This window comes from Paraburkholderia domus (assembly GCF_905220705.1).
GTDB classification, from domain to species: domain Bacteria; phylum Pseudomonadota; class Gammaproteobacteria; order Burkholderiales; family Burkholderiaceae; genus Paraburkholderia; species Paraburkholderia domus.
The window spans coordinates 27,770-45,792 of the sequence record NZ_CAJNAT010000012.1 but is presented as its reverse complement, the minus strand read 5'-3'; the positions used below and the strand labels follow the sequence as shown (position 1 = coordinate 45,792).

At 60.5% G+C, this 18,023-nt stretch carries 14 protein-coding genes; 4 read left to right on the top strand and 10 right to left on the bottom strand.

What is annotated here, in order from left to right; genetic code table 11:
* Positions 1-3: 3 nt before the first annotated feature.
* The gene (gene murU, locus KHO31_RS20760; protein ID WP_201082896.1) at positions 4-717 is read left to right on the top strand and encodes an N-acetylmuramate alpha-1-phosphate uridylyltransferase MurU; all 714 of its coding nucleotides are present in this window, start codon (positions 4-6) and stop codon (positions 715-717) included.
* A 150-nt stretch (positions 718-867) separates the two neighbouring features.
* On the opposite strand, the gene KHO31_RS20755 is transcribed toward murU, so the two are convergent.
* A complete protein-coding gene (locus KHO31_RS20755; protein WP_201082894.1) occupies positions 868-2,757 on the bottom strand; it encodes an ABCB family ABC transporter ATP-binding protein/permease in 1,890 nt (629 codons plus the stop codon).
* Positions 2,758-3,015: 258 nt separating this feature from the next.
* Positions 3,016-4,932: a cytotoxic necrotizing factor Rho-activating domain-containing protein gene (locus KHO31_RS20750; RefSeq protein WP_211624075.1), complete on the bottom strand. Its 1,917-nt coding sequence runs from the start codon at positions 4,930-4,932 to the stop codon at positions 3,016-3,018.
* Between the two features lie 487 nt (positions 4,933-5,419).
* On the opposite strand from KHO31_RS20750, the gene KHO31_RS20745 reads away from it, so the two are divergent.
* On the top strand, positions 5,420-5,815 hold the full coding sequence (locus tag KHO31_RS20745; protein ID WP_201082891.1) for an acyl-CoA thioesterase: 396 nt from the start codon (positions 5,420-5,422) through the stop codon (positions 5,813-5,815).
* A 152-nt stretch (positions 5,816-5,967) separates the two neighbouring features.
* Here KHO31_RS20745 and KHO31_RS20740 read toward each other — a convergent pair whose 3' ends face one another.
* Both KHO31_RS20740 and KHO31_RS20735 read right to left on the bottom strand, forming a co-directional pair.
* Complete coding sequence (locus tag KHO31_RS20740) at positions 5,968-6,303, bottom strand: DUF4148 domain-containing protein (protein WP_201082889.1); 336 nt, start codon at positions 6,301-6,303, stop codon at positions 5,968-5,970.
* Positions 6,304-6,516: 213 nt separating this feature from the next.
* A complete protein-coding gene (locus KHO31_RS20735; RefSeq protein WP_211624073.1) occupies positions 6,517-7,422 on the bottom strand; it encodes a LysR substrate-binding domain-containing protein in 906 nt (301 codons plus the stop codon).
* Between the two features lie 160 nt (positions 7,423-7,582).
* On the opposite strand from KHO31_RS20735, the gene KHO31_RS20730 reads away from it, so the two are divergent.
* Positions 7,583-8,197: a glutathione S-transferase gene (locus tag KHO31_RS20730; RefSeq protein WP_201082886.1), complete on the top strand. Its 615-nt coding sequence runs from the start codon at positions 7,583-7,585 to the stop codon at positions 8,195-8,197.
* A gap of 30 nt (positions 8,198-8,227) precedes the next feature.
* On the opposite strand, the gene KHO31_RS20725 is transcribed toward KHO31_RS20730, so the two are convergent.
* Both KHO31_RS20725 and KHO31_RS20720 read right to left on the bottom strand, forming a co-directional pair.
* Positions 8,228-11,338 (bottom strand): sensor domain-containing protein, encoded by a 3,111-nt coding sequence (locus KHO31_RS20725; RefSeq protein WP_201139508.1) that lies wholly within the window; start codon positions 11,336-11,338, stop codon positions 8,228-8,230.
* A 413-nt stretch (positions 11,339-11,751) separates the two neighbouring features.
* Positions 11,752-12,228 (bottom strand): nitrate reductase associated protein, encoded by a 477-nt coding sequence (locus tag KHO31_RS20720; protein ID WP_201082882.1) that lies wholly within the window; start codon positions 12,226-12,228, stop codon positions 11,752-11,754.
* 158 nt (positions 12,229-12,386) lie between these two features.
* Here KHO31_RS20720 and fdhD point away from each other — a divergent pair, with 158 nt between their 5' ends.
* Positions 12,387-13,247, top strand: a complete 861-nt coding sequence (gene fdhD / locus KHO31_RS20715; RefSeq protein WP_201082880.1) for a formate dehydrogenase accessory sulfurtransferase FdhD — start codon at positions 12,387-12,389, stop codon at positions 13,245-13,247.
* Here the strand turns inward: fdhD and KHO31_RS20710 are convergent.
* Genes KHO31_RS20710 through KHO31_RS20695 form a run of 4 tightly spaced genes read right to left on the bottom strand, consistent with a single transcriptional unit; the run spans position 13,240 to position 17,686 of the window.
* The gene (locus KHO31_RS20710; protein WP_201082878.1) at positions 13,240-14,451 is read right to left on the bottom strand and encodes an MFS transporter; all 1,212 of its coding nucleotides are present in this window, start codon (positions 14,449-14,451) and stop codon (positions 13,240-13,242) included. The genes fdhD and KHO31_RS20710 overlap by 8 nt on opposite strands.
* Positions 14,452-14,491: 40 nt before the next feature.
* On the bottom strand, positions 14,492-15,379 hold the full coding sequence (locus KHO31_RS20705) for an EamA family transporter (protein WP_201082876.1): 888 nt from the start codon (positions 15,377-15,379) through the stop codon (positions 14,492-14,494).
* Complete coding sequence (locus KHO31_RS20700; protein ID WP_211624071.1) at positions 15,376-16,677, bottom strand: ATP-grasp domain-containing protein; 1,302 nt, start codon at positions 16,675-16,677, stop codon at positions 15,376-15,378. The genes KHO31_RS20705 and KHO31_RS20700 overlap by 4 nt, the downstream gene beginning before the upstream one ends.
* A gap of 13 nt (positions 16,678-16,690) precedes the next feature.
* Complete coding sequence (locus KHO31_RS20695) at positions 16,691-17,686, bottom strand: ATP-grasp domain-containing protein (RefSeq protein ID WP_236071373.1); 996 nt, start codon at positions 17,684-17,686, stop codon at positions 16,691-16,693.
* Positions 17,687-18,023 lie beyond the last annotated feature (337 nt).

Below are 18,023 nucleotides of genomic sequence, written 5' to 3'. Positions count from 1 at the left end.
CCCATGACGATGTCCCTGAAGAAAGCGATGATTTTCGCCGCGGGCCGCGGCGAACGCATGCGTCCGTTGACCGACACGTGCCCGAAGCCTTTGCTCGAAGTGGGCGGCAAGCCGTTGATCGTCTGGCAGATCGAACGCCTCGCGCGCGCCGGCTTTCAAACCATTGTGATCAACCATGCCTGGCTCGGTCAGCGGATCGAAGCCGCGCTCGGCGACGGTTCGCGCTGGGGCGTGCAACTGCGCTACTCGGCCGAGCAGGAAGCGTTGGAGACGGCGGGCGGGATCGTGCAGGCGTTGCCGTTGCTGGAAGATGAGGGCACGAGCGAAGTGTTCGTCGCGGTCAGCGGTGACGTCTATGCGGATTTCGATTATGCGACGCTGAATACGTGCGCCGAAGCGCTGAAGGCGTCAACTGAGCCCGCCATGCACCTGGTGATGGTGCCGAACCCGGCGTTTCATCCGAACGGCGACTTCGGGTTGGTCGACGGAACGCTGTCGCTCGATGCGCAACCACGCTTCACGTTCGGCAATATCGGTCTGTACGACACGCGCATGTTTCGCGATCTGCCGCGCGGCACGCGGCGCGCGCTCACGCCTTACTATCGCGAGACGATTGCGAGCGGTCTCGCGAGCGGCGAGTTGTATGAAGGCTTGTGGGAAAACGTCGGCACACCGGCGCAACTGCAGGCTTTGGATCGGCGTTTGAACGAACGCTGATTGCGGCAAGGCGTTGAGCGGCACCGTGCGATAACGCGCCGCTCAACGTGCAACGACCAAGGCCAAGGGGTCTGCGCCGGATGCCAGGCGCTCAGCAGCGAGCACGCTCCACCCGGACAAGCAAACGCGGCGCATCCCACCACCGCGTACTCACCGTCCGCCATCCCCCGCGCCCACGGTTTCGGCCGACTCCGGCGCCTCTGCAGCACGCTGCTGCTGCAACGCCCACATCTGGGCAAAGAGACCGTTGGCGCTCAGCAACTCGGCGTGCGTCCCACGCTCGACGATGCGCCCCTTGTCCATCACGATGATCTGGTGCGCGTGCACCACTGTCGAAAGCCGGTGGGCAATGATCAGCGTCGTACGCTCGCGGGCAATGTGATCGAGTTCATGCTGGATAGCGCGCTCGGAGCGCGAATCGAGTGCCGACGTAGCCTCATCGAACAGCAGGATCGGCGGGTTCTTGAGGATGGTCCGCGCAATCGCGACGCGCTGCTTTTCTCCGCCGGACAACTTCAGGCCACGCTCGCCGACCGGCGTCTCATACCCCTTCGGCAGCCCTTCGATGAAGTCGTGGATGTGCGCCGCGCGCGCCGCCGCGATCACTTCCTCACGCGTGGCCGACGGACGGCCGTAAGCGATGTTGTAGTAGATCGAATCGTTGAACAGCACGGTATCCTGCGGCACGATGCCGATCGAAGCACGCAACGAATCCTGCGTGACGTCGCGAATATCCTGACCGTCAATGGTGATCGCACCGCCCGTCGCGCGGTCCAGATCATAGAAGCGGAACATCAGCCGCGCGAGCGTCGATTTGCCCGAGCCGCTATGGCCGACCACCGCCGTGGTACTGCCCGCCGGAATCGTGAAGCTCACACCGTGCAAAATCTGCCGCGCCGGCTCATAGGAGAAGTTCACGTGCTCGAAGCGCACCTGCGCACCGCTCACCTGCAACTCGGGCGCGTCCGGCACATCGGGCACTTCCTGAGCCGCGCCGAGCAACGTGAACATGCGGTCCATATCGGTGAGGCTTTGCTTCAGTTCCCGATACACGACGCCGAGAAAATTCAGCGGAATATAAAGCTGCAACATGAAGGTGTTGATCAGCACCAGGTCGCCGAGCGTGAGGCGCCCGGCCATCACGCCTTGTGTCGCACGCCACAGAATGAACACCAGCCCCGTACCGATGATCGCCTGTTGCCCGAAGTTCAGCGCCGACAAAGAACGCTGCGATTTGATCGCGGCAGTGCGATAGCGTTTGAGGTTTTCGTCGTAACGGTGCGCTTCCCACTCTTCATTGCCGAAGTACTTCACTGTCTCGTAGTTGAGCAGCGAATCGATCGCGCGCGAGTTCGCCTTTGAATCGAGATCGTTCATCGTACGGCGAAAATGCGTACGCCATTCCGTGACTTTCACGGTGAACGTGATGTACACCGCGAGCGCAATGAACGTGACGATCGCGTAATACGCCTCGTATTTGACGACGAAAAAACCCAGCACGAGACCGACTTCGACCAGCGTCGGCAGGATGCTGTACAGCGAATACGAAATCAGTTGCGTAATGCCACGTGTGCCGCGTTCGATATCGCGCGACATGCCGCCCGTCTGCCGATCGAGATGAAACCTCAACGACAGCGCATGCAAATGGCGGAACACTTTCAACGCGAGCTGGCGCACCGCGCTTTCGGTCACCTTCGAAAACAGGATTTCGCGCAGCTCGGTAAAGAGCGAGGTGGACAGCCGTACCACCGCATAGGCGACCACCAGCAAGCCGACACCGCCCAGCAGCACGATGGCAGGCGAATCGTGCGCGCGGCCAAGCGCGGTGAGATGTTGAACCGACGCGAGGCTGTCGACGATCCGTTTCATCACGATCGGCACGCCCAGATTGGCGACCTTCGCGCCGATCAGGCAGCTCAGCGCAAAGCCTACGCGCCATTTATAGGTGGCGAGGTAAGGCAGCAGCGACAGGATCGTTTGCCAGTCGTTGCGCGGCTGGGTCGAGATCGGGGAAGGTTCGGACGAGGGCGTACGGCGCATGGGATCGGCTGGGGAGAGTATGGAAGCGACGGAACCGCCATATACAGGTCCGACGCGCTCCAGCGAAGTCCGCGGCGCCCGCCTTCACTGCGGATGGCTTAAGCGCCTTGTGATTCCGAATCAGTCTACCGTATTCCCAGACCGTCTGGCTTTTGCCGATCGAGGTCTTGTCGTATCAGTTGCGGAATAACGTCCGGAAGGCCCTCGGCCCGGCCACCGGCAGCATGACTTCGTCCCCAAAACCGTTTTCTCGCCCCGTCAGCTACCTTGCGGAACAAACTTGTACTTTGCCGTCTCCATAGCTTTATAGTCGTACGTGAGGGGACCGCCCCTGCTCCCCTTGGACGTTGCGCTTTTCAATGCGCCTTTCTCATAAAGCACACTGACAGAAACGTGTCCCCGCGCATCTTTTCGAATCAACGCAACGCCTGTTCCTATCGACGGTATTTTTTGATCGGACTCAAAATAGTTCTGAACATGCGTTCCTTCCGACCACCCCCATTCCGGCCGGTTAATACGCGTATCGTCCTGCGGCCGCGCCTTATTGTATTTTCCATTATAGACGATCACGGAAAATGGATAATCATTCCCCATGTCGATAAAATCGTTATTGCCGGGTTGCTCGAGTGTCTTTTTTTGGACATCTGGTTTTAAATGTTCGTGCGCCTCGCGCAGGCTACTCACGCCTTCCCGAGCGGTTTTCCATTTAGCCGCCGGAGTCGACGTCCCGGTATGATAAGCATAAAAACTCTGGTTATCCGCTGCGAACATCGCAGTACACCCGCTAAGCGCCCCTGTTGTCACCAGAACAGATCCCTTGGGCGGTATATCTGCAAAGGATACTCGGACAGCACCCACGCCTTCGTTACCGTTTTGGAGTTCGATCACATCGATCTTCTCACTCAGACTGAGATTATCCCGCCCCCACCGACCGAAATAACTCCCCGAGGTTCGGGAAAGAGAAGTGACGTCCTGCCCATTTCCCATTCGCAAAACTCCTTGCTCCGCGGCGGGCGTGATAGTCGACGAATTAGCGGGCTCGGACATTTTCACGTCCTTATCGGAACGATAAAAACTGAACCCCGTTTGGGTCTTACCGGTCGTCTTGAGGTAAATAGCGCCTTTCCCTTCAAGAGGCGCAATATCGCCTTTCCTGACCCGGTTGGCAGCGCTATAAAACGCCCCCGGGAATTTTGATCTGATGGATGAGGAAGGTCGCCCTTCGTGACTGGTGCCGGGCCGCGGCTCGGCTGCGCCGGCTCTCGGCGCATCAGGCCGCGGAGTACTTTTTGGCCGCGCCCCCTGGCTATGGTCGGAAGGCGCCTCGGCCGTACCACGTTCCGGCGCATCAGGCCGCGGAGTACTTTTGGGCCGCGCCCCTTGGCTATCGCCGGAAGGCGCCTCGGCCGCACCACGTTCCGGCGCACCGGGCCGGGGAGGACTTCCTGACCGTGCCCCGGGGCCACTTCCGTTTGGCCCCGGGGTCTCACCAGGTAATTTGGGGGGCTTGGTCGGACTTAGCGTATAGCCTGTACGGCCGTCCGGTAGTCGCTTGGGAGGATTGAAACCCGGACGGTTCAATGGCGGATTCGCTGCCGCGCTTTCCTCTCGCCTGACGGGTATTGCGACGCTATCTCCGGAAGGCAAATCGTTAATACTGAAGACCAGATCGTGCACCTGGTCCAGCGTCAATGGCTTGTCTTTCGACATGGCGTTTAGCACGTCGGCGGAAACAGTGATGACATTCATCGCGCCGCCGGCAGGCGTCATCCCACGAATAGCCACCAGAACGGAATCGATCTGAGCGGTATCTTCCGCAATCTCTTTCCTTTCCTGTGCTGTGATATTCCTGCCATGCGTTATGACGTGGTGCATGTCGCTAACACTCGCGGCAAAAGCGCCAATAGGGTGTTTAAGCGCATCTTTAACTGTGCCCAGCACCTCTTCCAACGTGTAATCGCTTCTGACGCGAATGCCCCCCACATATCGGACCTCATCCGGGCCGTTGCTGCGCGGCTCGTTCTTTGGCGGCGCAGGTATCGGGTCGTCTTGAGGTATAGCGCGCTTCACGCGTGAGCCACCGGAGTCGGCGCTTTGTTCGTCGCGGGCGAGGGCCATACTATTCGGCTCGGGCTCCTGCCAATGGGAAGTTGCAAGACTGCTGTTGATTCTCATGGATTATCTCGCGCCATCGAATTTCGAGACGAGCGCACCCCTCGTTTTGTCTGGCTCGAAACCGCAATCCGCGGCAGCGCCTTGGATTTCCGGAACAAGGCAGTCCGCCCAGGAGTCGCCATCGTGCGCCGATGTTTTTACGGAGGGCGTTACCCCGGTACTTCGTAACGACATTTCGTGTCGGGATTCTCGAAACAGAACCGCGCGCCGCCAATTCCAGGCGGATCAGGTGTTATCGGCGGTACGCGCACCCGCAGCGAACCAACCGCGCCCACTGCTTTCCGGTACGCGCCCTGGCTGGGCCCTTTCCCGTACAATTCCTGATCTTTTACTGTCACAGAAGCCGGCTGGCGCCGTTTTTCACGAGATGGTCGGCCGTAGTTTCATCTGGGCCGTGCGGCTGTGCTGCGCAGTCGTGCAGTCTTCGTGAAATCCCCCGCCTGCTGGTCGAGCTGACCGAGCCATTACGAATCTCAAGGGTGCCCCGATGACCGATCTCCTTCAACTTCCACAAAAATCGTGCGCGCTGCGCGTCGTGCCGCAACCGTCTGATGCGAATGTCCACGGGGACGTGTTCGGCGGCTGGATCATGGCGCAAGTGGATATCGCCGGTTCGATTCCGGCAAGCCGCCGTGCCAATGGGCGGGTGGCGACCATCGCGGTCAATTCGTTCGTCTTCAAGCAGCCGGTGTTCGTCGGCGATCTGCTGAGCTTTTACGCGGATATTGTCAAGACGGGCAACACGTCGGTAACGGTGGAGGTCGAGGTCTACGCACAGCGCATGAGCCTGACCGAAGACCTCGTGAAGGTAACCGAAGCGACCCTGACCTATGTCGCGACTGATGGCGACCGGCGACCGCGCGCGCTGCCGGTGCTGGATTGAGCGGCGGATGTTGAATGAAAACGAGGCGCCTGAGCGCCTCGTTTAGCTTCATACCTTGTACTTGCCGGGTTGGACTTACCACACTGCACTTGCCAGGATCGCCCGGCGTAAGCACATCAGCGCCGGGCACCTTCCGTCCGGCTCGCAGCCGCTTACTGGCTCGCCGCCGCGCCCGCCGCTGCCTTCTTCTGCGCGTTCTGGAGATCCGTCGGATAGTTCGGATCGTTGCGCGACGGGTTATACCCGTTACTCTCCAGTTGCTTCAACTCGGCGTTCTTCTTTGCCCGCGCCTGCTTGCGGGCAGCCTTGTGTTGCGCCTTGGCGGCTGCCTTGGATGCGGCCTCCGGATTGGCGGCAGTGGCGGCATTGGCTTGATCGCCCGCGGGAGCACTACCGCCGCTTTGCGCGAACGCCGGTGCAACCGAAGCCACACTCAGTACAACCGATGCGAACAGCACAGCCCATTTCTTTGCAGGTGAAGACGTCATTTTTCTCTCCAGTCGGATTGGCAATTATTCGACGGCGAAACGCCCATGACAGAGTGCGAGCAGCGAAAGGCGGGCGCAACGCCACGTGAATCGATGCTTCGTGGTTCCCGGTGAAGTCTGAGATGGGAATCCCGAATATATACGACTGACCCTCGCGCGCAAACGGGTATCCCCCGCGAGCGGCAGCCTGCGCGCGCCAATCGACACGGAATCTCACATGCCACTACGCAAATAGGCGTCGACCTGCGCGTCGATCCACTGCGCGAAATGCACCTGTTTCGCGTTCAGGATCTCGCGTTGCTGCCACACCAGCCAGTATGGATAGCGATACGGCACGCGGATGTCCGTGATCTGCACCAGTTCGCCCCGCGCCAGCGCATGCGCGACGAGGCTGCGCCGTTCGAGCGCGACGCCCTGCCCGAGCAGCACGGCACCGATCACGATGTTCGAATCGTTCGCCGACAACACTAGGGCTTCAGCGGCCGGCTCGGCCACCCGCGCCGCCTGGCACCAGTCGCTCCAAGGTGCGTCGGGGCTCGAAATCAGCGGACACGCGATGACCTCCTCGGCCGTGCGCGGAAAACGGCCGTGCGGCCCGAGCGCGAAATGCGGCGCCGCGACCACGAGCATGTCGTCGTCGAACAGTTTCTGTTGCGCGACGTCGGGCCAGTGTCCCTGCCCCATGCGAATACCCATGTCGCTCGTGCTCTGGCGAAAATCCTCGATCTGCAGATTCGTCAGGAGGCGCACGCGATAGTACGGATGCGCCTCGCGAAAGCTCGCGAGGCGCGGCACGAGCCAGTGCTGCGCGAACGACGGCAACGTCGCGATCACCAGTTCGCTTTCGTGCGGGCGCGCCTGTGCGCGGCGCGTCGCCTGCGTGATGTCGCGCAACGCCGAGCGTATTTCGAGCGCGTAGAGCCGGCCGTCGTCGGTAAGCCGCAGGCCACGCGCTTCGCGCACGAACAGCGCCACGCCCATCGACTCTTCCAGCACCTTGATCTGCTGACTGACCGCCGAATGCGTGACGTGCAACTCCCGCGCTGCCGGCGTGACGCCGCCAAGCCGGGCGACGGCTTCGAAGCAGCGCAGAGCGGTAAGCGGTGGAATGGGCTTCATGTAAGAAATTCTGACGTAAACCGTCGAATAATGTCGCTTTTTTTGCCGTGGCAAGACGGTTAATGTATTGTTTTAATGCTTCGTAAGCACCGCCTGACGGTCAAGCAACCATATCCTCGCCCGCACGGGCCAGCCATATAGATCTTCTAACGGAAACGAGATGAAACTGATTGGAATGCTGGATTCGCCCTACGTGCGTCGCGTCGCTATCTGCCTGAAATTGCTGAAACTCAACTTCGAGCATCAGTCGATTTCCGTGTTCAGCACGTATGACGCGTTCGCGAAGATCAACCCGGTCGTGAAAGCGCCGACGCTGATCCTCGACAACGGCCAGAGCGTGATGGACTCGACCGTGATCCTGCAGTACGTCGCCACGCTCGCCGCGCCGGATAACCGGATCTTCCCGTCGCAACCGGAGCAGTGTCTGCGCGCCGCGCGCCTCACGGGTCTTGCGCTGGCCGCTTGTGAAAAGAGCGTGCAGATCGTCTACGAACGCAATCTGCGCCCGGCGGACAAACAGCATGAGCCGTGGGTCGATCGCGTGACCGAGCAATTGCGGGCCGCTTACCGCGAACTCGAAGCAGAACTCGTGTCGGCGGCGCTGCCGGTCGAGCCGAACCATTTCGGCGCGGTGGACGTAACGGTGGCCGTCGCATGGAATTTCACGCAGATGTTCTTGCCGGAGATCGTCACCAAGGCGGCACACCCACGTTTGCAGGCATTTTCGGAGGTAACCGAACAACTACCTGTTTTCCTCGACACGCCTGCCGTCTGAGAAACCCGCAGCCGGGAGCGGGGAGCCGAACTACACCGGCACCGCTTCCCGCGCCAACCCGCCCTGAAACAATGCTGAAATCGCGTCTGTCGACATCGGCTTCGCGAAGTAGAAGCCCTGCATCTCGTCGCATGCACGCTCTTTCAGAAAGTCGAGTTGCGCCGACGTCTCCACACCTTCCGCGATCACCTGCAATTTCAGCGAATGCGCGAGCGCGATGATCGCCGAGGTGATCGTTTCGTCGTCGCCCGACACGCCGATATCCGACACGAACGAGCGGTCGATCTTCAGGCGGTCCACCGGGAAGCGTTTCAGATAGCTAAGGCTCGAATAGCCGGTGCCGAAATCGTCAATGGCAAGGCCAATGCCGAGCGCGTGCAGCTCGTTGAGCATCGACACGGCCTCTTCTGCATTGCGCATGATGGTGCTTTCGGTCAGTTCGAGTTCGAGATACTGCGGCTCGAGACCCGTCTCCGCCAGCACCTGCATGACGAGCTTTGCGATATCGCGCTGCTGGAACACCCGCGCTGACAGATTCACCGACACCCGCGCCGGCGGCAAACCTTCGTCCTGCCACGCCTTGTTCTGGCGGCACGCCTCGCGCAATACCCATTCCGACAGCGGCCCGATCAAACCGCTCTCTTCGGCTACCGGGATGAACAGCGACGGCAACACCAACCCGACTTCCGGATCACGCCAACGCACCAGCGCCTCGGTGCCGACGATCTGCCCGCTGCCAATATCCACCTGCGGCTGGTAGTGCAACAGGAACTCGTTGTCGCGCAAGGCGCGGCGCAAACGACGTTCGAGATTCAGGCGCGCGCCCGCGCTCGCATTCATCTCCGGCTGGTAGAACTGGAACGTATTGCGGCCCATGTCCTTCGCGCGATACATCGCCAGGTCGGCTTTTTTCATCAGCGTTTCCGCATCTTCGCCGTCCTGCGGGAAGAGGCTCGCGCCCATGCTGCAGCCGACATACAACTCGGTGCCGTCGAGCCACACCGGCTCGGAAATCGACGCGCGCACCCGCTCCATCCACGCGATCAGCGACTGCTCGTCGACGGTATCGGTCATCACGATCACGAACTCGTCGCCGCCGTGCCGCGCGACCGTGTCGCTGGTTCGCGTGCAACGGGCGAGCCGCTCGGCCACCACGCTCAGCAAGCGATCGCCAACGCTATGGCCGAGGCTGTCGTTGACGTTCTTGAAACCATCCAGATCGATGAACACGACCGCGACGCCCTTGTGATGCCGCTGCGCGACAATCAGGGCATGCTGCAGGCGATCGCGCAGCAGGTTGCGATTGGGCAGCCGCGTGAGACTGTCATAGTTGGCCTGATACTCGAGCTGTTCCTGATAGCGGATCAGATCCGTCACATCGTTGATCACGCCGATGTGATGCGTGATCACGCCCTCCGCGTCCGGTACCGGCGCGATGAACAGCTGATTCCAGAACAACGCACCGTCCTTGCGATAGTTGCGCACCACGGCGCTGACCTCGCGGTTCGCGGCAAGCGCCTGGCGGATCAACGCGACGCCTTCCTGGTCGCGGTCGTCGCGCTGCAGCACACGGCAATCGTGACCGATCACTTCGGCAGGGTCGTACCCGGTGATACGCATGAACGCGGGGTTCACGTATTCGATCAGATTGCCCGTCGGTGATGGCGCGGTAATCAGAATCGCGTTGACGCTGGCGTCGAGCGCGCGGCTTTGCAGACGCAAAGCCAGATCGGAGCGCTTGCGCTCGGTGATGTCCGTGTAGGAACCGAGCACGCCGATTACACGGCCGTCGCTGTCGGTGAACGGCAGCTTGCTCGTGACCGTGGTGCGATGCACGCCGTCGATCACCATATCCACCTCGAAGTTCATCTTCGGCACGCCGGTGGTCACCACCTCGCTATCGTGATCGTTCAGCAGTTCGGCGAAGGCACGCCACGGCATGTCGCTGTCGCTCTTGCCCACCACCTGCTCGGGGTAGGCGAGCCCGGCATCGCGTGCGAACGCCATGTTGCAGCCGAGGTAGCGCGACTCCTGATCCTTCCAGAAAATGCGCTGAGGGATGTTGTCCATCACCGTTTCGAGCATCTGGTTCGAACGCTGCGCCTCGGCTTCGGCGTTGATCTGTTCGGTGACGTCGTCGGCCAGCACGAAGAAGGCGGCGCGGCCCATGAAGTTGAGCGCGTGATACGAAATGTCCGCGCTAATCGTTGAGCCGTCCTTGCGCCGGTGATGCCAGACGCCCGCCATCGTGCGGCCATGCAGCAGGACGTCGCTGCGCTGCAGGTGTGATTCGAGGCGCGAGACTTCGGAATTGGGCCGGATCGCGCGAATCGTCATACCGAGAAATTCGCTTTCCGAGTAGCCGTATTGCTGGATCGCGGCCGCGTTGACGGCGAGAAAGCGCAACGTCTCGCGCTCGAAGATGTACATCGGCACTGGATGATCGTCGAACAGGCTGCGAAAACGTTCGTCGTTGCGGCCGAGCGCGCGGACGGTGCGCAGTTTCTCGCGCGCGCTGCTTTCGCGGGCACCGAATGTGAAGATCAGAAGCGCGCTGCCGGCCAGCATCGTCACGATCAGCACGAACATGGCGCGCTGGGTTTCACTTGTGGAAGTCGCAAGCGACGCCTGCAGCGCCTGATTCTCCTGCTTGCGTAACGCCGCCAGACCGGCTTCCACCCGGTCGAGACCCAGCCCGAGATGGGTATAGGCCGACGCCGCCCACGCGCGCGATTCGTTCGGCGTGGCGTTGGCGCTCTTCAATAGGGCATCGTCGATGTCGTGTTGCAGTGCGTGACTGTCCGCGCTCAGCCTGGCGAGCGTGTCGAGCATGGCCGGTTCGTCGGCGAGCTCTTTACGCAATTCGCGCTCCAAACCAGCCAGCGTGCTCGCCATGCCGGCGGCCTCGCTGACAGGCACGGCCTCACCCGAGGCTTCGAAACGGCCGAGCGCGGCCAGTCCGCCGTCAAGCGCCGTACGGTAGGCGTCGAGATTCTGACGCACGTTCGTCGAACGCAGCATGCGCACGTCGGCGTCGCGCTGGCCGCAAATCTGCGTATAGGCGACGAACGCGTTCGCGCCGACCGCGGCTGCGACGACTGCCAGATTGATCAGCAGCCGCTTCGATAAAAAAGGAGTCATGGGTTCCGAACGTCAATCGTTCTGAGGGCGGGAGCGCGGGGGTCGCTTTCGGTGCGTCGGGCCGCATCGAGTCGAGTTTTTTTACGCGCCAACCCATGGATAACGGCAGGGTTCGGAATAGATTGAGGGGACGTAGCGAAATAATTCGTGGATGTGGCTGGGGGATGGCTAGCTGGGGGGCGGCTAGCTGGGGGGGCGGCTAGCTGGGGGGGCGGCTAGCTGGGGGATGGCCAGCTGGGGGATGGCCAGCTGGGGGCGCTAGCTGGGGGGGTGGCCAGCTGGGGGTGGCTAGCCGGCGGCGGCTAGCTGCGGGCGCTAGCCGGGGGCGGCTAACCGGCTAGCGTCTACCCGGCAAGCGTGGGCAGCCGCGTCTAGCGGAACGTAGCTGGCCGGCTGTACGTGGCCGGCCGCACCTAGCCGGCCGCACCAAATTCCTTCATCGCGGGGATGAAGTCGTGGTTCGCTTCCGCCTTGCGCGACAATTTGGCGAGTACATAGCGCTTGAACGGCGCGAGTTCGGCCCACTGAGCGACGCCAGGCGCAGGCAGGCCGGCGAGTCCCGCCTGATGCGCGACACCATCCGGCACGGCATCGGCACGACGCCAGGCGGGCGCGTCCTCGGGCGTGAACCACTCGGGCTCGACGTTTGCGTGCGTGCGCAGCATTTCGAACAATGCGTGATCGAAATTCGGCTCGATTTCCGCGTCTTCTTCGACCGGAAAACGCGCTAGCAGCTTGCGATCCTCGAGTGGCAGCAATTGCCACTGTTCGAGCGTGATGCGCAGCCCGAAGCGATCGAGATTGAAGCGCACCGACATCGGGATGTAGGTGAAATTCTCCGAAGACGCGACTTCGAAGTTGAACAGAAGCGGTGCTTCGTTGAGTCCCATGACAGTATTCCTCTTGAGTGACGGGCAACGCGCAAGCCCAGCTTGAGGTATTTTAGAACCTTATTCGCGCGATAGCGGCGCGGTCTGGCACCGCTTCGCGCCGCCGGACAAGGCGGCAAGCCGCTCAACCGCGCGCAGCATGAAAGGAGCGAAGTAGCTTGAACGAACTGGAAACAGCCGGGCAGCCGGGCGCCGTGGAACGACCGGTGCACCGGCATCGCGGCGCAGCGGTCGAAACCGTCACCGATCACGTCGGTCAGGAGTGGCCGGTGGCGCTAGTCTTCAACGGCATCTCGCACGCGGTGATGATGTGCACGCCGCGCGATCTCGAAGCGTTCGCAGTCGGTTTTGCGATTTCGGAAGGGATCGTGGAACGGGGCAGCGACATTCAGGACATCGAGGTCGAGCTCCACGACGATGAAGAATTGCCGCATGCCGAAGTGCAATTGAAGGTGGTCCAGCAGGCTTTCGTTGCGCTGAAAGAAAAGCGCCGCGCGCTCGCCGGACGCACCGGCTGCGGCGTATGTGGGATCGAAAGCATTGATCTGCTGGATCTGAAGCCGGAACGTGTGCCGGACACCGGCTTTCTGCAACGTCTCGCGCCGGATGCGATCGCTCGCGCCGCTCGCGAATTGCCGGAACACCAGGCATTGACGCGCCTTACCGGCGGTCTGCACGCCGCCGCATGGTGCGACGCGGCAGGTGCGATCCGCTACGCGTTCGAAGACGTCGGCCGTCACAATGCGCTAGACAAGCTGATCGGCCAACTGGTGCTCGATCGCGCGGACACCCGGGAAGGTTTTGTGTTTCTGTCGAGCCGCGCCAGCTACGAGCTGGTACGCAAGGCGGCGCGTGTCGACGTGCCGATGGTCGCCACGATTTCGGCGCCCTCGTCGCTGGCGATTACGATTGCCCGCAAGGCGGGCGTGCGGCTTGTCAGCTTCTGCCGGGAAACCAGCTACGTCGACTACGACACCTTGCAGCCGACGCAACCCGGCCCGAGTCTGGCACCTAAGTGACCTTGGTTCGACATGAGGGCGTTGCCGAACCCTGGGCACGACCGAGGCCTCCGCCACCTTTTGTGCTTAGCGTAGCTAGCGCGCCGAACACAGCGAAGACCACCAACGGAATCACCGGCCCGACTCGCCAGGTCTGGGCGTACAGCAACGCTGCTAAAGCCAATACAGGAACGCCATACCCGTTGCATGACGCAACAACTTGACCGACACGATGCGCGGGTTGCGTCGTAATCAGTTGCTTGCGCAAGCTGATACGGAACATTCCAAAGCCTATGCCTGAAATGAAGAAGCATGCCGCCAGCGGAAACAATGCGTAGGGGAACAACAACAGCGCGACAAACGGCAAGGGAACCAGAAAGGCCATCCCGACCATGAGAAGCTTATACGCACTACCGCGCAAACTTATCAACCGCTCATACGCAATGCCGATAAAGCCCATGCCTAAGCCAATAGCTGCATCGAGTATCGCCGCATGTTCGACTGTGCCATTCCCCTGACTGTTCGCGACCAGCGGGACAACCATATTAACTAAGGCCAGGCACGGCCAGACCAACGCCAACGTTGCTAGCGTCGACCACGCGATCGGCCCGGTAGAGCGCGAAATTTCCGACTCTTGCTGGTCGATGGATTCAATCGGACTAACCGGACGCTGAGCGCAGCGACGCAACGGTGACACCATGAAGCACAAAATTGTCACGATGTACAACATTGCCGCCGCGATAAACGGCATCGCCTCCCCTCCTGCACGGGTCAGTATTCCTATAGGTAGCCCGCCTAACATTAAACCTGCTTGCGTTGCCGCGCTCTGCCGCGCATTGAGCTTGTCACCTTCTACGCCTGGCAGCGTTTTGGCGATCGACGCCAGCAAACCGTCCCAGGCGCCTTCCAGGAGAAAGAAAATCGCGAGGACAAAGAAATTGATCACCAGGATACCAACGTACCAACGCTGAACAAATGCGAAGGCCAACGCCGCTGCGAATAGACCTGCAACTCCATAGATCGTCATCTTTCGCATATCCATATGCGCGAGCAACCGGCGTGCAAACGGAGCGACCAGTACCGCAGGCAAGAAGCCCGCTATTGCCGACAACGCCAACGGCATTGCGCCTCCTCCGTTCGATCGCACAAGATTCCATGCAACCGCGAGAAAAAGCAGGCCATTAGCGAAGCGATAAACAAATGTTGTGACCAGAAACATGCTCATCAGAATTCCCTAGCTGGAGCAAAACGCTCGTCCTGCCGCGTCAGGCCCGAACGCGCGCCCGAATCATGCCGCCGATATGCTTTCCGTAAAGGCCGATGGCGAGACCCAGCACAATGAAGCCCGTCGCGAGGATTTTCGACAACCCGATATGCTCGCCGAAAATGAGCATCGAGCCGAACATTCCGAAAATTGGGACCAGGAGAGAAAGCGGCGCCACCGCCGACACTGGATACTTTTTCAACAGCATGTTCCAGATCCAATAACCGAATAGCGTCGTGGGATACACCTGGAAAAGAATGGAGAAAATCGCCATCCAATTGAACCGGGAAAACGTTGCGACGTAACCCAATACACCATGCTGCAGGAACGCCATGGCGAATAGCGGAATCGGCGAAAAAAGGCTCGACCAGATGAGAAAGGCCAGCACATCCTTTGTACCGGATTTCTTAATGATGATATTCGCAGTGCTCCACGACAATGCGCCAACGATCACGAGCACGACGCCCAACAGCGTCGCGGACCCATCGGTAATCGTGATGATGGACGCCAGCCCGAACAGTGCCACGACGATCCCAATGTACTGATACTTCGAAATCGATTCCTTGAATACGACCGAACCGAGCAGGATAGTGAAGAAGGCACTGAACTGCAGAACCAGCGATGCGATGCCCGCAGACAATCCGGCCTGAATCCCGAGATTAACTACCCCCCAGAGCCCTACTCCGAACAGTAGGCCGTAGCTCGCCAGATATCCGACGCTCACATTTGGCCGACGAACGAACAACACCGCGGGAAAAGCACACAATGTAAAGCGTAAGCCCGCGAGAATGAACGGATCAACCGAGGTTAGGCCGAGCTTGATGACGGAAAAATTGGCACCCCATATGGCTGTCACCAGGATGGCCAGAAAAAGATCTTTTGCTCTCACGATACTCCTAGCCTGTAGTCGGAAGCGGTTTGATGCGTGATTGGTTTAGCGTCTTGCGCTGCCTTGAAATACGGTGAGCTTGCGCGAGCGGCGGAAAAGAATCCTCGCAGCCACGCTTGCGTGGCCGCTGCGGTGGGAAAAGCGACAATGCCCGCCAACGGCGCCTCACCCGCCGAATAGGTCACCTTGCGTTGCAGGGCATGGCCTCGCGGTAATTCCACCCATCGAACGACGCCCGGATCCCGTCGGTACGCGTCGATACCCTCGATACCTTGATAGACGAGTTCGGTGCTCGCATGTCCGGGGAAAACAAACCAGCCATGCCACGCACCGGTAGATTGCGTCGGCGGCAATTCCCGCGTCGGCTCGCCGCCGATCAGGATGTGCAACTCTTCCGATGGCAGATGCACGCCTGTTGCCAGTTCGAAGGTCGCCACCACATCAGCCCCGCCGACCCGGTTGCCAACCTCGAGAAATACAAGACCTTCCTGTGCTTCAATCGCTTCCAGATGGAAGCTGCCGTTTCGCGTGGCGACCGCGGCCAGCACATCGGCCACCCAGTGGCGCGTAGTCGTGGACACAGGGAAGTGGAATGACCCGAGTGGCTCGCCGCTCGCAAACCCGAGACACGTCCCAACGTAGCGACTGGCTGTGATGGTCAATACTTGACCGTTTGCGACGAGTCCGTCGAAATGCAAGACGTCTCCTGAGATGAATTCCTCCACTTGATACAGGTCAAGCGCTGGCGTGCCCTCATCTAGCCTCGGAATGCCGGTTGACCTGGTAGTCACCGCCATCAGGGCATCAACCAGCGACGCAAATACCACAACGTCCTCGCTGGATGCGCCGCTATGGGGCTTCAGCACTGTCTGCCCGGTCCACTGCACCGTCTCTTCTTTTTCAAGCAGTGCGCGCAAGCGGGCAAAGCGTGGGATGCGGATCCCCGCGGTTCCGACGGCATGCTTCATCAAGACCTTGTCACGCACCAACTGCACGTCTTGTAGCGATGGTCCTTGTATCCCCAGCAATTCGCGCAGTTTCGCCGCGTCAAGCAACTCATACTCCGAAAGCGAAATGACCCGATCAAACTGGCTATGCCGCAGGTCACACCAGTCCAGCGCCTCTTCAAATGCGCTGCGCATACCCGGGCGGGCCACCGCCTGATGGCGCAGGCCAGACGGCAACGTGGCCAAAGCTTCCTTCGTACCCAGATAGGTGACGTCATTTACGTCGTGATCGATGCCACGCTCGTACTGAATGCGTCCATAGGGAACGCGATGAAGGATCAGGATTTTCATCTGGACATTCCTTTCAGGCAACCTGATCGCAGTAGCGATCGTCACGAGCCGCCGCGCGTTCAGTCTCTTCACCCAGCGCTGCTATCCACGATTGCCGCAGTGCCTGCACGAGGCGGCGCATATCGCTGCAGCCTCCGTCGATCGCAATGCAAACCTGTGCAGCGAAATCGGAATTCTCTTTAGGGATGACCGGAATCGAGCGCGCATCAGTAGCCAGCCACGTGTACTCCAGCACGTCGATCACGTCGGCCGCAATGCCGCAGATCGCCGCCGCATGCGAAATGGCCTTGCGTAGTAACGCTTCGGCCTTGTCGTGGCCGGGAGGCGCATAGCGGCGGTCCACCGGTACGCCAAGCATCACCGTAGCCGCCTCGGTAGAGGTCTCGACGACAGCAACGTGACGTTTTTCACCCAATGCCGCGTCAACCCAGAGGCCATAGAAGTTGATGCCGAAGACCGCTTGCGCGAGCGTCCAGATTTTCATGCCAGCGGGCCTGCGATTCGGCTCAACCACCGCCGCCTGACGGCCATCGTCGCTCAGCTTGATCTCGTTATGGAATGGACCCTCGCGCTGGCCAACAATCATATTGGCCAATCGGCCGGCGCGGGTCAGCGTAGTCCGCTCCGTCACGGTGAGGCGCGCGGGCAGGATTTGCGCAACCTCTACCGGGTACGGGCCGTCGGCATTGACCTTCTCCGTGATGAATTCTGTTTCACCGATTCCATCGAACGAAAACTCGCGGCGAAAGGGAATCAGCTGCTCGCAAACCGCTCCGTTTGCTAGGTAAGGTTCGACCATCGCAAAGGCAGTCTCCAGGCTATCGCCCTTACGTACAACGATAACGCCCCTGTTATTTCCTTCGCACGACGGCTTCACGACAAAGCCCGCCGGATGGTCTTCAGCGAACGCCCGAAGATCGTCGACGGTCACCACACTTGAACAGTGCGGAACCATGATCGACTGAGCCTCCATCAGATCTCGAATCCGGACTTCCATCTCGCGATACACGCGTTTGCTGAACGCCCCTGCAGCGAGTGCGGCGGAGTCAGTAGGCAAGTTCAGACGCTCGAGCAACTCCGCGCCTCGCTGAACCGCGTTGTCGGAGAAGACTACGCCCGCGCGAATTCGCTCCCGAAACGGAGCAAGACGGTTCAGCGCTGTCTCGACAAAATTTTGTGCCAGCGGATCCAGGTCAATGGCGTAATCGCAAATCTCCAGATCACGAGCCCCGGGCTGTGCGCGGATGAGCATCGCCTGGGTGTCGTATTGCTGTCTTGCGTATCGGGCGATGTTTGCGACGTCGGAAACGCGTGTCAGGTTGTAATCGACTATCAGAAGGATGGGG

What these genes read in the sequence shown, in the direction of transcription:
- murU (WP_201082896.1), top strand. Translation starts at nt 4, where the DNA reads ATGACGATGTCCCTGAAGAAAGCGATGATTTTCGCCGCGGGCCGCGGC.
- KHO31_RS20755 (WP_201082894.1), bottom strand. Translation starts at nt 2,757, where the DNA reads ATGCGCCGTACGCCCTCGTCCGAACCTTCCCCGATCTCGACCCAGCCG.
- KHO31_RS20750 (WP_211624075.1), bottom strand. Translation starts at nt 4,932, where the DNA reads ATGAGAATCAACAGCAGTCTTGCAACTTCCCATTGGCAGGAGCCCGAG.
- KHO31_RS20745 (WP_201082891.1), top strand. Translation starts at nt 5,420, where the DNA reads ATGACCGATCTCCTTCAACTTCCACAAAAATCGTGCGCGCTGCGCGTC.
- KHO31_RS20740 (WP_201082889.1), bottom strand. Translation starts at nt 6,303, where the DNA reads ATGACGTCTTCACCTGCAAAGAAATGGGCTGTGCTGTTCGCATCGGTT.
- KHO31_RS20735 (WP_211624073.1), bottom strand. Translation starts at nt 7,422, where the DNA reads ATGAAGCCCATTCCACCGCTTACCGCTCTGCGCTGCTTCGAAGCCGTC.
- KHO31_RS20730 (WP_201082886.1), top strand. Translation starts at nt 7,583, where the DNA reads ATGAAACTGATTGGAATGCTGGATTCGCCCTACGTGCGTCGCGTCGCT.
- KHO31_RS20725 (WP_201139508.1), bottom strand. Translation starts at nt 11,338, where the DNA reads ATGACTCCTTTTTTATCGAAGCGGCTGCTGATCAATCTGGCAGTCGTC.
- KHO31_RS20720 (WP_201082882.1), bottom strand. Translation starts at nt 12,228, where the DNA reads ATGGGACTCAACGAAGCACCGCTTCTGTTCAACTTCGAAGTCGCGTCT.
- KHO31_RS20710 (WP_201082878.1), bottom strand. Translation starts at nt 14,451, where the DNA reads ATGAGCATGTTTCTGGTCACAACATTTGTTTATCGCTTCGCTAATGGC.
- KHO31_RS20700 (WP_211624071.1), bottom strand. Translation starts at nt 16,677, where the DNA reads ATGAAAATCCTGATCCTTCATCGCGTTCCCTATGGACGCATTCAGTAC.